14 protein-coding genes and 1 pseudogene are annotated in these 19,503 nt (G+C 59.1%); 8 read left to right on the top strand and 7 right to left on the bottom strand.

Annotation, left to right across the window (positions count from 1 at the left end; all coding sequences use genetic code 11):
* The first annotated feature begins 125 nt into the window (after positions 1 to 125).
* Together ACOYW2_RS12265 and ACOYW2_RS12260 are read left to right on the top strand one after the other, a co-directional pair.
* Positions 126 to 926 (top strand): pseudouridine synthase, encoded by an 801-nt coding sequence (locus ACOYW2_RS12265; protein ID WP_482770589.1) that lies wholly within the window; start codon positions 126 to 128, stop codon positions 924 to 926.
* Positions 871 to 1,944 (top strand): annotated as a pseudogene (locus ACOYW2_RS12260) (DUF933 domain-containing protein). The gene ACOYW2_RS12265 and the pseudogene ACOYW2_RS12260 overlap by 56 nt, the downstream one beginning before the upstream one ends.
* 200 nt (positions 1,945 to 2,144) lie before the next feature.
* On the opposite strand, the gene ACOYW2_RS12255 reads toward ACOYW2_RS12260, so the two are convergent.
* Positions 2,145 to 2,618: a hypothetical protein gene (locus ACOYW2_RS12255; protein ID WP_482770588.1), complete on the bottom strand. Its 474-nt coding sequence runs from the start codon at positions 2,616 to 2,618 to the stop codon at positions 2,145 to 2,147.
* 557 nt (positions 2,619 to 3,175) lie between these two features.
* Positions 3,176 to 4,780, bottom strand: coding sequence for a B12-binding domain-containing radical SAM protein (locus ACOYW2_RS12250; protein ID WP_482770587.1), 1,605 nt, complete (start codon positions 4,778 to 4,780; stop codon positions 3,176 to 3,178).
* Positions 4,781 to 5,104: 324 nt separating this feature from the next.
* Between ACOYW2_RS12250 and ACOYW2_RS12245 the strand changes: the two genes are divergently transcribed.
* The 4 genes from ACOYW2_RS12245 to ACOYW2_RS12230 all read left to right on the top strand — a co-directional run bounded on the left by ACOYW2_RS12245 (position 5,105) and on the right by ACOYW2_RS12230 (position 11,654).
* Entirely contained in the window at positions 5,105 to 6,103 is a 999-nt protein-coding gene (locus ACOYW2_RS12245) for a fumarylacetoacetate hydrolase family protein (RefSeq protein ID WP_482770586.1), read from the top strand.
* Positions 6,104 to 6,347: 244 nt separating this feature from the next.
* Positions 6,348 to 7,073, top strand: a complete 726-nt coding sequence (locus ACOYW2_RS12240) for a DUF2760 domain-containing protein (RefSeq protein ID WP_482770585.1) — start codon at positions 6,348 to 6,350, stop codon at positions 7,071 to 7,073.
* An 8-nt stretch (positions 7,074 to 7,081) separates the two neighbouring features.
* Positions 7,082 to 8,896 (top strand): Hsp70 family protein, encoded by a 1,815-nt coding sequence (locus ACOYW2_RS12235; protein WP_482770584.1) that lies wholly within the window; start codon positions 7,082 to 7,084, stop codon positions 8,894 to 8,896.
* A complete protein-coding gene (locus ACOYW2_RS12230) occupies positions 8,880 to 11,654 on the top strand; it encodes an Hsp70 family protein (protein WP_482770583.1) in 2,775 nt (924 codons plus the stop codon). Before ACOYW2_RS12235 ends, ACOYW2_RS12230 begins: the two co-directional genes overlap by 17 nt.
* A 594-nt stretch (positions 11,655 to 12,248) precedes the next feature.
* Here ACOYW2_RS12230 and ACOYW2_RS12225 read toward each other — a convergent pair.
* Positions 12,249 to 12,593, bottom strand: coding sequence for an acetate--CoA ligase family protein (locus ACOYW2_RS12225; protein ID WP_482771022.1), 345 nt, complete (start codon positions 12,591 to 12,593; stop codon positions 12,249 to 12,251).
* Complete coding sequence (locus tag ACOYW2_RS12220) at positions 12,478 to 14,346, bottom strand: acetate--CoA ligase family protein (RefSeq protein WP_482770582.1); 1,869 nt, start codon at positions 14,344 to 14,346, stop codon at positions 12,478 to 12,480. Before ACOYW2_RS12220 ends, ACOYW2_RS12225 begins: the two co-directional genes overlap by 116 nt.
* Before the next feature lie 361 nt (positions 14,347 to 14,707).
* On the opposite strand from ACOYW2_RS12220, the gene ACOYW2_RS12215 reads away from it, so the two are divergent.
* A complete protein-coding gene (locus tag ACOYW2_RS12215) occupies positions 14,708 to 15,112 on the top strand; it encodes a MerR family transcriptional regulator (RefSeq protein ID WP_281374509.1) in 405 nt (134 codons plus the stop codon).
* Between the two features lie 7 nt (positions 15,113 to 15,119).
* Positions 15,120 to 16,235, top strand: a complete 1,116-nt coding sequence (locus ACOYW2_RS12210) for a tRNA-queuosine alpha-mannosyltransferase domain-containing protein (protein ID WP_482770581.1) — start codon at positions 15,120 to 15,122, stop codon at positions 16,233 to 16,235.
* A gap of 123 nt (positions 16,236 to 16,358) precedes the next feature.
* Here the strand turns inward: ACOYW2_RS12210 and ybaK are convergent, their stop codons facing one another.
* The 3 genes from ybaK to bioA all read right to left on the bottom strand — a co-directional run bounded on the left by ybaK (position 16,359) and on the right by bioA (position 19,447).
* Complete coding sequence (gene ybaK / locus ACOYW2_RS12205; protein WP_482770580.1) at positions 16,359 to 16,832, bottom strand: Cys-tRNA(Pro) deacylase; 474 nt, start codon at positions 16,830 to 16,832, stop codon at positions 16,359 to 16,361.
* A 48-nt stretch (positions 16,833 to 16,880) separates the two neighbouring features.
* Complete coding sequence (locus ACOYW2_RS12200) at positions 16,881 to 17,618, bottom strand: zinc finger Ran-binding domain-containing protein (protein WP_482770579.1); 738 nt, start codon at positions 17,616 to 17,618, stop codon at positions 16,881 to 16,883.
* A 545-nt stretch (positions 17,619 to 18,163) separates the two neighbouring features.
* Positions 18,164 to 19,447 carry an adenosylmethionine--8-amino-7-oxononanoate transaminase gene (gene bioA / locus ACOYW2_RS12195; protein ID WP_482770578.1) on the bottom strand — a complete coding sequence of 428 codons (1,284 nt, stop codon included), beginning with the start codon at positions 19,445 to 19,447 and terminating at the stop codon, positions 18,164 to 18,166.
* Positions 19,448 to 19,503: the final 56 nt, after the last annotated feature.

Here is a 19,503-nt window from a genome sequence, read left to right as displayed (position 1 = left end):
ACCCCGCAAGCGGGCTTGGGTATGACTCGGCCATGAACGATCAAACAGGTTTCTATTCTGTCAGTGACATGGAGGCCGGGACAACGGCATTTTCCCGGCCGGGGCTTTATGCGAAAGGGGCACCCGTGGATGACGAGCCGCTGCTGACCGAGGCAGACATTGTGTACATGGACGATGCGGTGGTGGCGGTGAACAAGCCCTGCGGCATGCTGGTGCACCGGAGCAATCTGGACAGGCGCTCTCCCACGGTCATGCGGGAGCTCAGGCGCCTTACCGGGAAAATGGTGTGGCCTGTCCACCGGCTGGATCGCCCCACTTCGGGCCTGCTGCTCATGGCCTTCAGCCCGGAGCTGGCAGCTATTCTTAACGAGGGGTTTCGGTATCACCGTGTGCAAAAGGAGTACCTTGCCGTTGTGCGGGGCTACGCCGAGGACCAGGGCACCGTGGACCATCCGGTGAAAAACAGCCGGGGAAACCCGAAGCCCGCGGTGAGCCATTACCGGCGCCTGGCCACGGTGGAACTTCCCATTCCGGTGGGGCGCTACGAGACGGCCCGGTACAGCCTGGTAAAGGTGGCCCTCGAAACCGGGAGATACCACCAGATCCGGCAGCATTTTCACCACCTCTCTCATCCCATTGTCGGCGATACGGTTTACGGGGACGGGCGGCACAACCGCCTCTTTCGCGAAAACCTTGCCTGCCGGAGGCTCCTTCTTTTTTCTGTTTCCTTAACCTTTCCCCATCCTGTGGACGGTCGGCTTCTTTCGTTAAGCTGCGGGCTGGGGGATCAGGAGAGGGCTCTTTTTGAAGGCTTCGGCTGGGCAGCTGAGGTCCCGGAGACGTGTTGCGGTGACGATCTGAAAGGAGGCAATGATGAAAATCGGTATAGTCGGCCTGCCCCAGAGCGGCAAGATGACCCTTTTTGAAACATTGACGGGCAACCAGAGGCGGGAGGGGGTACCGCTGACCAAGGCCGTGCACGGGTCTGCCGATATCCTGGATGCACGCTTCAATGCCCTGGTCTCCATGTACGACCCGGCTAAAGAGGCCAGGGCACGCATGGACTTGATGCTCCTGCCGAAGATGGAACACGAGACCATCGCAAAGGGAGACATTTTTCGGGACATCGCCGATGTGGATGCCATCTGCCATGTGGTGAGGGCCTTTGACGACGAGTCCGTCTACCACGTGGACGGATCGGTGGACCCTGTCAGGGACATGGACATGGTCAATGCGGAGCTTTTGCTCCACGACCAGATCTTTGTGGAAAAACGGGTGGAACGCCTGGAAAAATCTCTGAAGAAGATCAAGGATGAGGCCCAGCAGCGGGAGTTGGCCCTGATGCATCGCATGCTGACGCACCTGGAGGGGGAGCACCCTTTGCGGATGATGGCCATGGACATCGATGACGAGGCCTTGATCCGCAGCTACCCGCTTATCACGCGCAAGGAGATGGTGCTGGCCCTGAACATCGGCGAAGACGATATCGGCAAGGCCCTCATGCCGGAGGAGATTACGGCCCGGTGTAACGATGTGCAGATGAAGGCCATGCAGGTCTCGGCCAAGGTGGAGTCTGAGATCGCCATGCTGGATACCGAGGAGGAGAAACGGGAGTTCATGGACGACCTCGGCATCGGCGACATGGCCTTGGAGACCCTGACACGGCTCTGCCTGGAAGCCCTAGGTCTGATCTCCTTTTTTACCGTGGGCAAAGACGAGGTGCGCCAGTGGCTGGTGCGGAAAAATTCCCCGGCCCCGGTGGCCGCCGGGGTGATTCATTCGGACCTTTAGCGCGGGTTTATCCGGGCAGAGGTGATGACGTACGACGAGCTGATGGCATACGGTGACGAAGCCGCCTTGAAAAAAGCAGGCAAAATGCACCTCAACGGAAAAGAGTACATCGTGGAGGACGGGGATATCCTGAATATCCGTTTTAAGGTGTGACGATATTGGGGTTGGAGGCCGGACAACAGTAAAACATACAAGAAAGATACCTCAGGCGGCATGGTGAGCCACCTTCAAAGATGTTTGCCGCTGCGCCTAACTCCTCTTTCAGGTTAAAGCGCAACGGCATTTTTTTGTACATCTTCTGTGTCTGAGCCTTGTTGATGCGCTGATCTGGCATGCTCACTTTCTGATACGGTTTATCTTGATGCCTGCAAAATGTCTTCACGAGTTACGGAGTGGGCATCGACGTTTTGAGTGAGGGGGAGGACGATATATCCTGTAATGTGAGTCTGTCCGGAACCATAATTCGAGTATACGGCCAGTTCCGTGTTCTCTTGGCCACCAGAAACTTTTAAAATGAGAAAGTTTTTGCTCTTGTCTACATCAACTCCGATATTCAGGCCAATCTCAGATTCATCTGACCCCTTGGGCAGGGCGGCATTGTAGAAAATTTCGGAGGAGCTGATTCTTATTCCATTGAAACTAGTCAGGGGGGCTCCCTTGGATGTCATCGTTATGGTCCCGACTTCGCCGCCCCAGGTTCCCCCAGAGTATGGCTCATCGTTGCGGATCGTAAAGGTGGCGCCTTCTTGCAGGGAAACCATATAGTTTTTTTGAGAGTCCGTCGGGCCAGTCATGGTGATTTGGATTCCAATATTCCTTGTTTCCATAATGCCTCCTTACTCGTTGTATGAGTGTGCTATATTTGTTTTGGTACAGAGTAAAAGTTGTTTTGTTGTATTTATGTACTGAACCACCTCCATATTGATAATAAGTGATGGGGGATTTACGTCTGGGCTTGTTGAGCACAGACTGTCATTACCTTAGGAAAGGTTATCGTGAAACTCTGTGTCGGTAGGTTGAGACATACGGTTTTGCAGTATTATAAAAAGCGTGGACTGGAAGGTGTGGGAGACGTCGAGCTGTGTTGAAAGGTGAGATGAATGGCTTTGAAATCATTATGAATACATTTAAAATATAACCGAATGACACTGTTGCGTCAAATATTTTATGATGATAATTCGTTGATGGGCTGTTGGCCGGCAATGGCGTTTACAGGGTATGTGACGCAGCCCGGGGTGCCTTGGTAAACCCGAGGCTTGTAATTCCCCGTTCATGGGGTTCAGCAGTCCACCCGACTGCTGTTTTGGCACGGGCTGCACGTGTCAGAAAAGTGGCATGGACCCAGTTTTTTAAGTTGAAAATCTGAAGGCCCTTTTACAGACATTTACCCCGCCTTTTTCCGGTGGCTGATTTCAGGACACGGTGTTTCGTCCGCCCAACCGAACTGCCCGGTGCCCTGATCCGCATGGAACGTAACCCACCCCCTCTCAACGAGATCCTTCAGGGTGAACTCCGCGAAGTCAGGGGTCTCACCGGTGAGGCCTGCAAGGGCTTTGGCGGCAGAGTGCAACGCCTTTTTAAGCCCCTCGGGAAGGGGGCTGAGCGTATCCAGAAGATCGCGGCGAAGCAGTTTGAAGATAAGGTGCATGCGCCGGTTGCCCAGCACCATCATCTCATCGTCTTTGCTTGCGGTTCCGTTTTGGCATCGGGTTTTGGCCGCTTCCCAGGCCCTGTGGATGGGCTCGGCATCTTTTCTGACAAAGGCGTCAAGTTCGGCGGATGTGAGATCTGAGGTGGAGACAATGGCCTGGTCCGCGTCGTAGAGGTTCCAGTCATCGGTGTGGAGGGTGAGGTCGTAGTCGGCCATGTGCTCCCGCACCGTGGTGCCCGGGAAGGGGGCCAGGTGGTGGAATCCGTACTCGATTTTGAGGCGGTCTTTTAAGGCCGCGCTCTCTTTAAGGGTCTCTCTGGTTTCGCCGGGCAGCCCGGCGATAAAGGAGGCGTGGGCCCGGATTCCCACCTTGCGGCAGAGGGCAGCGGCCTCTTCGGCCTGGGCAACGGTGATGCCTTTTCTCACGCGCTTGAGCATGTCGGTGTTGCCGGATTCGATGCCGAAGCTCACCGAGGTGCACCCCGTCTCCATCATGGTACGGAGTAGCTCTTCGTCCACGGTGTTGACCCGTGCGAAAACGCTCCAGCTAAAACGGAGCCCTCTTTTGTTAATCTCCCGGCAAAAGGCGAAAACCCGTTTTCTGCTGGCCGTGAACAGGTCGTCTGCGATGTTGATGGTGGTAAAGCCCATGGAAAGGAGTGACTCGATCTCATCGGCCACACGCTCGGGGGATCTCTGACGCACATGGAATCCCACCATTTTCCGGCCCAGGCAGAAGATGCACCGGTTGGGACAGCCCCGTCCGGTGATGATGCTCACGGGAAACCCCAGGGCTTTGTAGCGGGCCAGGGGCAGGAGGTGGCGTGCGGGCAGGGGAAGGGCGTCCAGGTCTTGGAGGAAGTCCCGCTTCGGGGTGCGAACGATTGTCGAACCATGGCGAAACGCCAGCCCGGCAATGGTTTTCCATGACTCCCTTTTGTGAAAGAGCTTCGCGAATTCATTGAGTGTCTCTTCGGCCTCGCCCACCACGATGCCGTCGATGGCAGGGTAGGTGGCCAGGGTGTTGTCAATATCAAAGGACGCGTGGGGCCCTCCCATGAGGATCACGGCATCCGGGCAGATGGCCCTGGCCTCCGTGAGGATGGCCGCCGCCCCTTTGAAATTCATGGTGACGCAGGAAGTGCCGATGATATCGGGCGACATGGCGGTGAGTTCGTCTCTCAGCTTTTCCGGGGTGTACTCCCGGACGATGTAATCGAGCAGGAGCACCTCAGCCCCGGCGGACTCAAAGGCGGCGGCTGCGTAGCAGAGGCCAAGGGGTGGTGAAGGGCATTCATCAAGGGGGTAGGGCGGGGCGATAAGGGCGACACGTGTCATGGGATGCCTGTGATTGGGGTTGGTGGTTTTCCGTCAGCATTCCGGAGAAAGGGGCTGCCGGGTGGTAATCGCTGAGTGTATCACACCGCCGGGATTTGGCTGGGCGATGGTTTATGGTGCTGAACGAATGTCTCATTTTTTCTATCGGGGTGATATCGGTTTGTCAAGATCGCGACAGGCAGGGGCCTTCGCCGATGGGTGTTTCAGCCACTGCCTCAGCCCGTTTTTTTGAGCTTTTGAGTGATGAGGAATTGGTGTATGTTCAATGGTTATGGATTGTTGATAGGAGACTTCAGATAAAATCCGTCTGACAAGGAGCCGAGCATGAAGCTGGTGACGTGGTTGAAAAACGGTGATGAAGCAGCCCTTGGGGCATTGACCGGAGACGATGACATCGTGGACCTGAAGGCCGCGGCACGCCTCTTCGGCATATCCGATGAATCCTTTGGGAGTATGCTCTCCCTTATCCGGGGCGGGGAGGGTGCCCTTGACGCGGCGCGCCGGATCATGGTGCGGGTCAGCGAAGAGGGGGAAAAGACGCTGTGCACCCCCATGGCGACGGCCAGTCTTCTGGCCCCCCTGCCGGTGCCCGAGTCTGTTCGGGATGCCATGGCTTTTGAAGACCATATTATCAACTGCATCCGGGTCCAGGGCCTGAAAAAGCTGGCCGGGATCGACGAAGCCATCGAAAAAAAATGGGGTCGGCGTTTTACCCTTGCCCGGTTCATCAACAGGGCCTGGTACGAGCGGCCCGTGTACTATAAAAGCAATCGGTTTTCCGTGGTGGGGCACGACGCAGAGGTGCCCATTCCGTCCTATTGCCGCAGGTTCGATTACGAGCTTGAGCTCGGGGTTGTTATCGGGAAGGCCGGTGCCAATATCCCGGCGGCCCGGGCAAGGGAGCACATTTTCGGATACACCCTGTTCAATGATTTTTCCGCCCGGGACGAACAGATGCGGGAGATGAAAGGGCGTCTGGGCCCTGCCAAGGGAAAGGATTTCAACGGCGGCAACGCCATGGGGCCGGTGCTGGTGACCCGGGACGAAATACCCGACCCTTTGAACATTACCCTTACTGCCCGAGTCAACGGCCGGGAGTGGTCCAGGGGCTCCACCGCGGACATGCACTGGAGCTTTGAAGAGATCATCCAGGCCATCTCCCGGGATGAGACCCTGTATCCCGGTGAGTTTATCGGCTCCGGCACCTGCTCGGGACGTCAGGGCAGGGGGTGTGGCCTGGAGATGGGGCGGTTCCTCTCCTCCGGGGACACGGTGGAGCTCGTTGCCGAAGGGATCGGGACCTTGAGGAACCGGGTGATCTGATGGCCGAAGGGGGGCATGCACCCGGAATCAAAGGGGCACAAGGGGGCTGGCTGCGGTTTCCCTCTTGACACCCATCCTTTTATAATGAATAAATCCAAGCGTCGTGCCTTGATTGACGCGGGATTCTGCACTATCTTGCGTTCGAGCTGCGGCTTTTAAACGACTGAAACAGGTGACCGGAGGGGCACCTTGGTGGTCATAATTTTCTCATGTGTATTGTGGATACTGATTAAAAGGAGAGACTATGGATTCCGCGAAAACCTTTTCCAAGCGGGCTTTTTTATGGATTTTTCTGGTGATGGCCCTTGTTGTCCTTGCCGTGGACGTGGCCATCTACTTTGGTGCCAGCGTGGCAGCCATGAAGGCCGTTCACACCGCCGCCGATCCTGAAGCGGCCAAGGCTTTCTCCTTTGTGCTCGAAAATTTTTCCCGGGTGGTGGTTCCCGTCTCCGTGGGAGCAGGCCTTGTGTTTGCCCTGCTGCTCTGGATGATCATTCGCGGCCTCTACGTCAACGCCGGGGTTCCCGAAGTGGAAACGGCCCCCAAGGATGAAGGGCCTGTCATCGACCCCGAGGTGGAGAAGCGAAACACCCGTCGAACCTTTCTCCACCTTGTCTCCGCCCTTCAGAAAGAGGGCCGCCTCATTGACTTTTTCAATGAAGACCTCTCCCTTTACAGCGACGACCAGATCGGAGCGGCCGTGCGGGGTATCCATGAAAACTGCGTGAAGACCCTGGACAAGTACGTCACCTGCGGGCCGGTGGTGGACACCCCCGAAGGGGAGACAATCACCGTGGAAGCCGGGTTCAACCCCGAGGAGATTCGCCTCACAGGCAATGTTGCGGGCGAGCCTCCCTTCACCGGCACGGTTCGCCACAAAGGCTGGAAAGCCACCAAGACCGAAGTCCCCACCCTCTCTGAAGAGTCCAACCCCGATGTGCTGGCTCCTGCTGAGGTGGAGCTGGGCTGATGGAGAGCATGATGAGTTCATACATTGTCGGTATCGACCTGGGCACCACCAACAGCGTGGTGGCCTACACCGAACGACCCGAAGACGGGGCTACCGAAGCGTCGGATATCCGTCTGTTCCGCATCCCACAGCTCGTGGATGCCGGTGTGGTGGAGAAGCGCGAGATGCTTCCCTCCTTTATCTTTCTGCCCGAGGCCCACGACGTGGGGCGCGGGGCCACGGCCCTGCCATGGGATGCCGAACCCGACGCCGTGGTGGGTGAGTTTGCACGGAAAAGGGGCGGCGAGCTGCCCCAGCGCCTTATCTCCTCGGCCAAGAGCTGGCTCTGCAACACCATGGTGGATCGCAAGGCCGACAACCTGCCGTGGAAAGGGCCCCAGGAAGTCTCCAAGATGTCTGCGGTGACGGCTTCCGCCGCCATCCTGCGCCACATGCGCGACGCCTGGAACCACGAGATGGCAGCCGATGACTCGTCTCTTCGCCTGGAAAATCAGGAAATTTACCTGACGGTGCCCGCCTCCTTTGACGCCGTGGCCCGGGAGCTTACGGTCCAGGCCGCAGCCGCTGCGGGCCTTGCCGATGCCACCGTGGAAGAGCCCCAGGCCGCCCTGTACGCCTGGATCGAGTCCATGGGGGACGACTGGCGAAGCAAGGTGAAAAAGGGCGAGACCCTTCTGGTGTGCGATATCGGCGGGGGCACCTCGGACTTCAGCCTCATCGGCATCTCCGAAGAAGACGGTGAGCTTGCCCTGGAGCGCATCGCCGTGGGCGATCACCTCCTCGTGGGCGGGGACAACATGGACCTGGCCCTGGCCTGGTACGTGAAGTCCAAGATGGACGCCAAAGGCCAGAAACTCGACGACTGGCAGATGCGGGGCCTGGGCCACTCCATCCGCAGCGTCAAGGAGAAGATCCTGGCCGGGGGCTCCAACGGCCCCGAGCCCGTGACCATCCTGGGGCGTGGTTCCGGCCTCATCGGCGGGACCCTCAAAAGCGAGATGGACGAAAAAGAGGTGGACCAGGTGATCCTGGAGGGTTTTTTGCCTCTGTGCTCCGTGGGCGATCGCCCGGTGCAGAGGCGCCGAAGCGGCCTTCGCGAGATGGGCCTGGTCTACGAGCAGGACCCCTCCATCTCCCGTCACATGGCATGGTTCCTGGCCCGCCAGGGTGGCGACGGCTGGCAGAACGCCCACATTCCGGACGCCGTTCTCTTTAACGGCGGCATCATGAAATCCGCCTCGGTCCGGGAGCGCATCCTGAGCGTGGTGGACTATTTCCGTGAAGAGGTGGGGGACGACACCCCGGTGCGTGAAGTGGAAGCAGGGGATTACGATCTCTCCGTTGCCCGGGGCGCTGCCTACTACGGCCTGGCCCGTCTGGGCAGGGGCATCCGCATCCGCGGCGGCCTCTCCCGCTCCTACTACGTCTCCGTGGAAGCGGCCATGCCGGCCATTCCCGGGATGCCCGCCCCCATGAAGGCACTCTGCGTGGCCCCCATGGGCATGGAAGAGGGCACGGAAGAGCGGGTGGACTCCGAAGAGTTCGTCCTTTATGTGGGCGAGCCCGTAGCCTTTGACATCATGGCCTCGTCGTCCAGAAGGGACGCCGACCTCGCCATCGAGTCCTGGTCCGAGGGGGAGATGGAAGACCTCACCTCCATTGAGACCACCCTGGAAGGGGAGTGGGGCACCGCCATTCCCGTTCAGTTCGAGATCCGGGTCACGGAGATCGGCACCCTGGAGTTCTGGTGCGTCGCCATAGAGGGCGACAAGCGATGGAAACTCGAATTCAACGTACGCGAGAGGGATGATGCGGGACACTGAAACACTGAGATACATCATCGGGATTGACTTAGGGACCACCAACTCTGCCATGTCCTACGTGGACCTGGAGCAGCCGGAGACGGCCAAGGGGCGCAAGAACATCCAACTGTTTCGGGTGCCCCAGCTCACCCGGGAAGGGGAGGTGTCGCCCATGTCGGTGCTGCCCTCCTTTCTTTATATCCCAGGAACCTACGACATTCCCGATGAGTCGGTGATTCAGCCGTGGAACCCCATGGAAAAACGGTTTGCCGGGCTTTTTGCCCGGGAGCACGGCAGCAAGGTCCCCTCGCGCCTGGTGGTCTCGGCCAAGAGCTGGCTCTGCCACGACAAGGCGGACCGCAAGGCCAAGATCCTGCCCTGGGGGGCGGGAAACGATGTGGGCAAGGTCTCCCCGGTGGAAGCCACGGCTTTTTACCTGGAGCACCTCCGCAAGGCGTGGAACAAACAGATTGGGGGCGACGACGAGGGCGCCTTTCTTGAGAATCAGTTTGTGGTGATCACGGTGCCCGCCTCTTTTGACGAGGTGGCCCGGGACCTCACCGTGGAAGCTGCGTCCCTTGCGGGCTTCAAGAACGTGACCTTGCTGGAAGAGCCCCTGGCCGCCTTCTACAGCTGGCTGATCCGCCACGAGAAGAGCTGGGTTGAGCACGTCAAGCCCGGGGAGCTGATCCTCGTCTGCGACGTAGGCGGCGGCACCACAGACTTTACCCTCATCACCCTGAAGGAGAGCAAGGGCACCCCGCGCTTTGAGCGCCTCGCCGTGGGGGATCATCTGATCCTGGGTGGGGACAACATCGACCTGGCCCTGGCCAGAAAGGCCGAATCCCTGTTTGGGGGCAACACCAAAAACCTGTCGTCGGACAAGTGGAAAACCCTCTGCCACCTCTCACGCAAAGCCAAGGAGAAGATCCTGGGGGAGGGCGAGGAGTCCGAGCGCATCATCATGACAGGCTCCGGCAGCAGCCTCATCGGCGGCACCCTGTCGGCCACCCTGACCCGGGAGATGGTGGAAAAGATCGTTCTGGACGGTTTTTTCCCGGACGTCACCAAGGAAGAGGCCAGGAAGATGGGCCGCCGCAAGGGGATCAGCGAGTTTGGTCTCCCTTACGAGCAGGAACCGGCCATCACCCGACATATCGGGTGGTTTCTGGAAAATCACAAAGAGGCCGTGGCAGACCTCCTGGGCACGGACCACGCCCCGGACCATATCCTTTTTAACGGCGGTTCGTTAAAACCCACCGCCATCCGGCGCAAGATCAAGGGCGCTGTCCGCCACTGGTTCAACGAGCCCGATGCCTCCTTTCCCCGGGAGATGGACAACCCCGACCCGGACCTTGCCGTGGCCCTGGGCGCATCCTATTACGGCCTGGCCAAGATCGGTAAAGGCGTGCGCGTGGGAAGCGGCAGCCCCCGCAGCTACTACCTCGGCGTGGGATCCACCAACGGGGATGAGCACAAGGCGGTCTGCATCGTGGAGCGCGGCCTGGACGAAGGCGAAACCATCGAGCTCTCCGATAAGAAATTTACGGTCATCGCCAACCGCCCGGCAGAATTTCCCGTCTACAGCTCCAGCTTCCGTTCCGGCGATCGGGCAGGGGACGTCATCACCATCGACGACACCCTCACCGAGCTGCCCCCCATGGCCTCGGTGATCAAGTACGGCAAAAAAGGCAACGCAGAGTCCATTCCCGTTCATTTAAAGGCCCAGTACACCGAGGTGGGGACCCTGGTCATCGGGTGCCGCTCCCAGATCAGCGATCACCACTGGCGCCTGAATTTCCAGCTGCGCCGGGAGGCTGACCCCATGGCCGTGGCCGAAGGGGAGGTCCTGGACGAAGGCCTGACCCAGGCAGCCCGCAGTGTGGTGAAAGAGGTTTTTCAAGGGGACAAATCAGGGCTTACCGGGGTGGTGAAGGCCATCTCCGCTGCTGTGGATACCCAGAAGAACGCCTGGCCCCTCTCCTTTATCCGGGATCTCTCCGATACCCTTCTGGACGAGAAAAAGGTCCGGGAACGCGCCGCAGAGTTCGAAGCCCGGTGGCTCAACCTCACCGGCTACTGCCTGCGCCCCGGTACCGGCCACGGCATGGATGAGCAGCGCATGAAGCGGGTGTGGAAGCTCTTTCGAAACGGACCGGTTTTCGATCGGAACAATCAGGTGCGCGGTGAGTGGTGGATTCTCTGGCGACGCCTTGCCGCGGGCCTCAACCCCGGACAGCAGCGCCAGTTTTTCCAGGAGGTCTCCCCCCTGGTCTTTCCCGCCCGGGGCAACGGCGTGAAGATGACCCCCCAGGAGCAGATTGAACTCTGGATGGCCCTTGCCAACATGGAGCGCCTCATCACCAAGGACAAGGTGCGCCTGGGCAACCAGCTGGTAAAAGCCCTCTCCCCGAAAAAATCTCCGTCCCAGATGGTCTGGGCCCTCTCCCGCATCGGCCAGCGCGAGCCCCTGTACGGCTCCGTGGACCGCGTGGTGGCCCCAAAAGATGCCTGGCCCTGGATCGAAAAACTCCTCACCGGGTCATGGAAAGAGCCCAAAGCCGTGGTCAACGCCCTGGTCATCATGGGCCGTAAAACCGGCGACCGCATGCGCGACCTCGACGACGCGCAGCGCGAGCAGGTCATCGCCCGTGCCCAGGCCCTGGGCGGCGGTAAAAAGGTCCTCAAACCCCTCACCGAGGTGGTGACCCTCTCCTCCGGCGACGAAAAGGTGATCTACGGGGAATCGTTGCCCACGGGCATCGTGCTGCATGAATAAATAAAAAAGCAAAAAACGCCTCCGGCGGCCAGGGATGATCCCCTGGACCCCAGGTTTTAAAATCACAGGCCTGAAATGATTAGATATCATTTCAGGCCTGTGCGTTTTGGGGACTGCACGGTTACACATTACCAACCTGCCACGGGAACTGTAGGGTGCGGCTCCCGCACCGCCTTGCGTAACGCGTCCCACCGGCCCTGTATTTTTCCCATGGCATAACGGGTTTGCAACGATTCGTTTGCCTCCGGCGGGTCGCTTTTTGAAAAAAGCTCCGCAAAAACTTTCCGGTTGCCTGCTTGTTACGTCGAATGCAGTCAGCAAACCAGACCCTTCGAATGGATCAAACGTAGCCTCAAGACCTGTTTGTCAAACCCAAACCATAAAATCGGGCAAACGTTTGGCACCTGGCAGGACCGCGGGGGCTTTTTTTGAGCTGAATAGTTACCCGGGGCTCTGCAACAAGAAGCCGGTGACGGGTTTCGATACGCTAAGCGGTGCGCACGGCGCACCCTACAAAACCCCGATCGGCTTCGCGGCTCGCCCTGCACAACCCCGCACCATAAAATCGCTCCCTATCACCTATGTCCTATCCCCCTATGACCTTTTTTCTATCCTGCACCTCGCATCCAGCGCCAGCACCCCGGACCCGTCTTCCAAAACCCGCACGGGGTTGAGGTCCAGCTCCTGAATTTCCGGGAACTCGGCCATGAGGTGGGTGACGCGGTGGATGAGGTCGATGTAGCCGGTTATATCACCAGCGGCTTTACCGCGGGTTCCTGCAAGGATTTTTGCCGATTTCAAGCGGCTGATTTTGGTCTCGATCTCATGGGGGGACGAGGGGCACAGCACGGTCTGGGCGTCCTGGAAGACTTCGATGTAGATGCCCCCGTAGCCGAAGAGGGTCACGGGCCCGAAGGAGTCGTCCACGCTGCCTCCCACAAACATATCGTGGCCATTGCCTGCCATGGCCATGAGACGCACGCCGTCGAAGGACGATTTCCTTGTAGCCAGATTGGGCGTAGGGATCTTCGAAACCGGTTTCGACATCCGGTTGCCGTTGAGGCCAACAGAACCTCGCCCGCCTGGAGCTGAAACGGCGTTGGATGATGACCTTCATCACCACGGGGTAGCCGATGGCCTCGGCAGCTGCCACCGCTTCATCGGCGGTGGCGGCAGTCTGGTTTGTTGCCACGGGGATGCCGAAGGCAGTGAGCAGTTCCAGGGCCTCCTCGCCGTGGGTGCCGGGGTGGGAGTGCACCCAGGAGGCTGCGGCGTCCATGTCGATACCCGGGGGCAGCGACGTGGTGAAGGCGGGCTCGGCGCGCTTGGCGTGGTAGCGCTGCTGGAGCTTCATGATGCGGATCATGGACTCCGGGGTGTTGAAGATGGGCACGTTGACGTTTTGCTTGACCCGGTTGATGGTCTTTGAGGGGCCGTAGAGGCAGGAGGCCATGGGTTTTCCCGAGGAGCGGATGGCGCCGGTGACCTCTTTGGAGATATCGGTCTTGAACATTTTGTTGAAGACGTCGTCGTTTTTCGGCATCTGGGGATTCTGGGTGAGGTAGACGGCCCCGTCCACCTGGTCGTTGTGCAGGACGAGGTTGATGACGCTGGCCGTGGAGGCGGGGTCGTAGATGTCCCCGAGGTCCAGGGGATTGGACAGGGAGATGACCCCTGCGTTGGTGAACTCGGCGATCTCTTTGTAGAAGGCCTCTCCGGGATCGGCAAACTCGAAGCCTGCTTTTTCGCAGAGGTCTGCCATGAGCACGGTGAACCCTCCGGCCGGGCTCATGACCATGATGCGGTTGCCCCGCATGGGGGGCAGCTCGAAGATTTTTGCGGCGCCGATAAAGTCGTCGAACTCTTCGATGCGGAGGATCCCGGCGCGTTCAAAGGCAGCGTCGATGATCTCTTCGTTGTTGCTGATGGCCGCGGTGTGGCTCATGGCTGCCTTGCTGCCCGCAGAAGTGGTGTTGGCCTTGTAGACGATCACCGGTTTTCCGGCCTCGGTGGCGGCCTCCATGAGTTTCCGTCCGTCGGTGATGCTCTCCAGGTACAGGCAGATCACCTTGGTGTCCGGGTCTTTCCCGAAGTAGCGGATGCAGTCCACTTCCGTGACATTCAGCTTGTTGCCGATGCTGGCGAACTTGGCCAGGCCGATGTTTTCGTCGGCCATGAGGTGCCAGAGGAAGAGGCCCATGCCCCCGCTCTGGGTGACGAGGCTCATGCCGCCGCGGGGTGCTTTGAAGGTGGGCGTGAAAGGAAGGCAGAGGCCGTTGGCCGTGTTGGCCACGGTGAGGCCGTTGGGGCCCACGAATCGGATACCATAGGCTTCGGCCACGGCCGTGAGCTCTTCGGCCAGTTTTTCCCCTTCGGGGCCGGATTCGTTGAACCCCCCGGAGAGGATGGCCGCGCGGCGGACCCCGAACTCACCGGCCTCGCGCAGAGCACCGGGGATAAGACGTGCGGGGAGAAGAAAAACTGCCAGATCAGGCTGTTGTGGGAGATCCTTAATGTGACGGTACATCTTGACCCCGTCCACGTGTTTCTCGTCGCCTTTGGGGTGTATGCCGAACAGGCGGCCTTCATAGCCCCAGCGGATCAGGTTTTCGAGCATGAGCCTGGGGATGTTGTTTTCTCGATTGGACAGTCCCCAGATGGCAATGGATTCGGGATAGAAAATTTTTTCCATGGTCCTCCGCAGTCTGTGTTATGTGGGTGATGCGCGTTATGGTTTGGGTACAATGTTCAGGGTTTGCGGGGCACGGGTGGCTCTGTTACGTTAACGTAAACTTTATAGGCTGAAAGTCAAAGGGCTGTCAAGGGCAAGAAGCAGCTGCCCGGAAAAATTCGGTTTATCGAGGGGGCGTCAGGGCTGAAGGGCATGAGAGGCAGTTCTTGACAAGAGGCCTTGCAAGGCATATGTAACGACGGAGTTCTCGCAAGGTTGACGCTGGTTTGCCGCGAGATCGTGACAGAAAAGAGCCGACAAAGAGGCCTTGCCGCCCACTCCTGGGCAGGCACGGCGATGAATCATCCAGGAGATCCTTGCATTGAAGCGCCAGGGCAAAGAAATATACTACACCATCTCGGATTTGGCCCGCGAGTTTGACATCAGCACCCGCTCCATCCGGTTTTACGAAGAAAAGAACCTCATTTCACCCCGTCGTACCGAAGGAAACCAACGCATCTACAGCCGCAGGGATCATGTCCGCCTCAAGCTTATCCTGCGCGGGAAGCGGTTCGGGTACTCCCTTGAGGAGATCTCCGAGATCATCGGCCTCACGGATTTTGATATCGATGAAGTGGAGCAGATCCGGAAGACCCTGACCATGGGTCAGAAGAAGATCACCGATGTGCGAGAGCGCATCAACGACCTGAAGCTCCTGGAAGAGGAGCTGGTCTCCTTTCAGGGGAAGATGGAAGATCGTCTCCGTGAGCTGACCTCCGACGAGTGAGTTTTTCATGCCCCTTCGTTTTTCCTTCTTGGAACCCCATTTCAGCGGATCCCACAAAGCCGTAGCCGAAGGTCTCAAGGCCCACAGCCGACACGACATCGACCTGTTGACCCTCCCCGGGGGAAACTGGAAGTGGCGCATGAGGGCATCGGCCCTCCATTACGCCGGTGTGTTGCGTGAAGCAAAGGATGCGGACGGTCTCATCGTCTGCAACATGGTGGACCTTGCCCGGCTGAAAGGGCTGGTGGGCACCTGCCCGCCGACGCTGGTCTACATGCACGAGAGCCAGCTCACCTACCCTCCGCCCAAGGGGAGCACGGTCCAGGTAGACCTGGTGATGCAGGAGATCTACACCGTCCTTGCGGCAGACCGGGTGGCGTTCAATTCATCCCACCATCGGGAACTCTTTATCAACAGCCTTTCTCCCTTTCTATCCCGTTTCCCGGATGCCGTGCCCCGGGGCCTGGAAGAGATCGTGGCCGAAAAATCCGTGGTGATCTACCCGGGCTGCAGCCTTCCGGCTGAAGCGCCGGACATGGAAGAAAAGCGCACGGATCCGCCCCTCATCATCTGGAACCATCGGTGGAGTTACGACAAGAATTTTCCCGCCATGCGGCAGGTGCTGGAGATGGTGGCGGAGAAGGGGATCCCCTTTGAGGTGGCTCTGCTGGGGGAATCCGCAGGCGGAAAGGCCGAGGAACCGTTCCATGAAGCCCTGAAAACTTTAGGGGATCGGGTGGTTCACTTCGGGTACTGCAAGACAGCCGAAGAGTATCGGGCCTGGCTGAAGCGCGGAGCCATCGTGGTGAGCTCTGCGGTTCAGGAAAATTTCGGCATCTCCGTGGTGGAGGCCATGGCTTATGGGTGCCTGCCCCTTTTGCCAAAGCGCCTGGCCTATCCTGAGGTCCTTCCCAGAGCGTTCCACAGCGCCCACCTTTACACCAGCCGCAAGGACTGCACGGCAAAGTTGTGCGAGCTTCTGGATCGCTGTACGCACAACGATCAGCGGTCCGCAGCCCGGGACCTTGCCCGTCACATGGCGTCCCATGACTGGGGGCAGCAGGTCACGTCCTACGATTCCGTTCTGGAATCCATGGCCTTTCCACGTTTACATCATGCCTGACAAATTTTTGCGGCTTTGTGCCCGGTGGTTTGCCGGGGGCAACTGACAGTCTCTACACCTTAAGGCCCGGGATACCCACTCATAAGCGGGTATCCCGGGCCTTTGTGTATTGGCGTGTGTCGTTTACTTGTGGATGCTCGCCACCTTGGCACCGGTGACTTCAATGAGGTCTTGGGGGGAGAGTTCGATTTCAAGGCCCCGTTTGCCCCCGCTGACCATGATGGTAGGGTGATCCATGGCCTGGGCATCCAGGAGCAGGGGAATGCGTTTTTTGTGGCCCACAGGGCTGATTCCGCCGGTGATGTACCCGGTGGCCCGTTCCGCCTCTTTGGGGTCGGCCATGGCCGCTTTTTTGGCCCCTGCCGCCTTGGCCACGTGCTTCAGGTCCGTGAGCCCGGTGACCGGGACAATGGCGCCGCAGAGGTTTTTGCCCACCCCGTCCAGGGCCACAATGATGGTCTTGAAGACCCGCTCGGCCGGAAATCCCAGTTTTTCCACGACCTCATCGCCGTAAGCCCCGGCATTTGGGTCGTGTTTGAAGCTGTGGACGGTATGTTTTATTTTCTTCTTTTTTAAAAGGTTGATTCCGGGTGTCAAAGCAGTACTCCAGGTATGTTTTGTAATGTTTTGATATGTTGGTTGTTTTTATTCAATGTGTTTTTTGTATATGCTGTGGCTGCCCCAGGCAATGGCTGCAACCATCAGCAGGATCCCCAGTGTTTTAAAACCACCTGCGATGAGGTGGTCTTTGTCCAGTAGCCCTGTTTCGGTGAGGATAAACTGCCAGTCATGGAACCCGTACGGCGAAGAGTGGCCCACGTTTCCCCCCAAAAGCGGAAGGGTAAGGCGACGGGCATCGTCCACATAAGGGGCAATGTCCAGGCAGTTCTCCCCGATCCACCAGAGGCAGACCGACGCGCCGAAGGGGTCCCGCTGCTTGATGAGCAGCACGAGCAGGCAGACCAGGGGCATGAGGAGCTGGCCCAGGGTGCCGCCCAGGGAGTGGATCACCGGCCCGAAAGGCCTGAAGAGCAGGTGCCCCGCCTCGTGGAACGGGAGGTTCACGTTGTGAAGAAACGAATTTCCGGCCCCGCCGTCCACCAGGGGGATTGTTGCCAGTTTAAGTCCCCATACCGCGAGCAGGAGCAGCAATACGCCTTTGACCACCGCATAGACCTTCCCTTCAAACGCCCCTTCCGGCTCGTAAAACGTCACATGGGTATCTTCCCCATAGGCCTGGTGTCCCCCGTTGGTTTTGACGGGTTTTTGGGACGTATTTGAAGCCGAGGCGATTTTGGCAAAGATTACCCCGCACCGCAGGCACTCCTGGGTGCTCGCCGGGTTCTCAAATTCGCACTTCGGACAGGTTTTTCTGGTTATCATGGGGCAGGCAGCTCCTGACTGTTTTGGGGCACTTCATGTCGTGGTGCTTCTGGTGGCGTCGGCATCCCGGGGCACGTTTTGTCGGATGCGGCTCCCGCACCGTGGTCGGTTTCACCGTACTGTGGTGGTTCCCGAAAAAATTTGGTGCGCACGGCGCACCCTACGGGCCTCGGTGCTTCGGGCTGTGTTGGTTTATGCATCATGCCACTGTTTGGAACGTAACGCATGCTTTCTTAATGGCGCTGGCTAAGCGTTTCGCTTCCGCTGTTTTTGAGAGGCATATTATCCCGTGGTGCTTCGGGTGGCGTCGCTATACCGGGGCACGTTTTGTAGGGTGCGGCCCCCGCACCGTGGTCGGTTCCACTGTATTGTGGTGATTCCCGTAAAAATTCGGTGCGCACGGCGCACCCTACGGGCCTCGGTGCTTCGGGCGGTATCGGGTTTTGGTTCATGCCGTTGTTTGGAACGTAACACAGGCCTTCTTGGTGCCCCGTGCGTATCCTTATCCCTGTTTTTCCTACTCACTATTTACCACTCACCATTCACTATTTCCCCTTGCCCTCCATCCCCACAACCTCCGCCATCGCCGTGGTGAGGGTCTGTAAATCGTCCGGCTCCATGACAAAGGGCGGCATCACGTAGACCAGCTTGCCGAAGGGGCGGACCCAGACGCCGCGTTCCACGAAGCGGGCCTGGATGACGGCCATGTCCACGGGGTCGGTGAGCTCCACCACGCCGATGGCGCCCAGGACGCGGACGTCGGCCACCTGGGGCAGGTCGGCAAGGGGCATCAGCCCGGCTTTGAGGCCGGCTTCGATGCGGTTGACCCGTGCCTGCCAGGGGGAGTCGAGGAGCATCTGGGTGCTGGCCAGGGCCACGGCGCAGGCCAGGGGGTTGCCCATGAAGGTGGGGCCGTGCATGAAGTTGGGCGGGTTGCCGCTGCTGATGGTTTCCGCTACTTCGGCCGTGGCCAGGGTGGCGGCCAGGGTCATGTACCCGCCGGTGAGGGCTTTGCCCAGGCAGAGGATATCCGGTGTGACTTCCGGGTGCTCCAGGGCGAAGAGCTTGCCGGTGCGGCCGAAGTTGGTGGCAATCTCATCGAAGATGAGGAGGAAGCCGTAGCGGTCGCAGAGCTCCCGGAGTTTGTTCAGGAAGAGGGGCGAGTAGATGCGCATGCCCCCTGCTCCCTGGACCACCGGCTCGATGATCACGGCGGCGATCTCGTCTTTGTGGCTCTCCATGAGGGCCTCTAACGCCCGGATCTCTTCGTCTGAGGGTGCTTCGTCAAAGCGGGCGGCCGGTGCGGGCGCAAAGAGGTGCTTGGGCAGAACCCCTGCAAAGATGTCGTGCATGCCGTTGACCGGGTCGCAGACGCTCATGGCCCCGAAGGTGTCGCCGTGGTAGCCGTTCATGAAGCTGAGGATGCGGTTTTTCCCCTTTTTACCGCGGGCCATCCAGTACTGGAAGGCCATTTTCAGGGCCACCTCCACGGAGACGGAGCCGGAATCGCAGAAAAAGATACGCTCCAGAGGATCCGGGGTGATGGAGAGGAGGAGCCGTGCCAGCTCCACCGCGGGCTGGTGGGTGATACCTCCGAACATCACATGGGACATCCTCTGGGACTGAGCGGCGAGCACCTGATTGAGGACCGGGTTGTTGTAGCCGTGGATCACGGCCCACCAGGAGGACATGCCGTCGATGAGTTCCCGGCCGTCTGCAAGGGTCAGGCGGACGCCGTCGGCCGAGGCCACCTCGTAGGCGGGAAGTGGGTTTTTCATGGAGGTGTAGGGATGCCAGATATGCCTGCGGTCAAATTCAATAGAATCCATAGGTACCGTATCAATCGAAGATAAGGGTTGATTGGTTTTCTGCGTGCATTTCCGAC

This window comes from Desulfoluna sp. CLI2B, assembly GCF_056847375.1.
The sequence above is the reverse complement of the archived record's forward strand: the minus strand, read 5'-3'. Positions and strand labels throughout refer to the sequence as shown.

Excerpts from the sequence above, each read along its gene's own strand:
- ACOYW2_RS12255 (WP_482770588.1), bottom strand. The coding sequence starts at position 2,618 with ATGGAAACAAGGAATATTGGAATCCAAATCACCATGACTGGCCCGACG.
- ACOYW2_RS12250 (WP_482770587.1), bottom strand. The coding sequence starts at position 4,780 with ATGACACGTGTCGCCCTTATCGCCCCGCCCTACCCCCTTGATGAATGC.
- ACOYW2_RS12245 (WP_482770586.1), top strand. The coding sequence starts at position 5,105 with ATGAAGCTGGTGACGTGGTTGAAAAACGGTGATGAAGCAGCCCTTGGG.
- ACOYW2_RS12240 (WP_482770585.1), top strand. The coding sequence starts at position 6,348 with ATGGATTCCGCGAAAACCTTTTCCAAGCGGGCTTTTTTATGGATTTTT.
- ACOYW2_RS12235 (WP_482770584.1), top strand. The coding sequence starts at position 7,082 with ATGATGAGTTCATACATTGTCGGTATCGACCTGGGCACCACCAACAGC.
- ACOYW2_RS12230 (WP_482770583.1), top strand. The coding sequence starts at position 8,880 with ATGATGCGGGACACTGAAACACTGAGATACATCATCGGGATTGACTTA.
- ACOYW2_RS12220 (WP_482770582.1), bottom strand. The coding sequence starts at position 14,346 with ATGGAAAAAATTTTCTATCCCGAATCCATTGCCATCTGGGGACTGTCC.
- ACOYW2_RS12210 (WP_482770581.1), top strand. The coding sequence starts at position 15,120 with ATGCCCCTTCGTTTTTCCTTCTTGGAACCCCATTTCAGCGGATCCCAC.
- ACOYW2_RS12200 (WP_482770579.1), bottom strand. The coding sequence starts at position 17,618 with ATGATAACCAGAAAAACCTGTCCGAAGTGCGAATTTGAGAACCCGGCG.
- bioA (WP_482770578.1), bottom strand. The coding sequence starts at position 19,447 with ATGGATTCTATTGAATTTGACCGCAGGCATATCTGGCATCCCTACACC.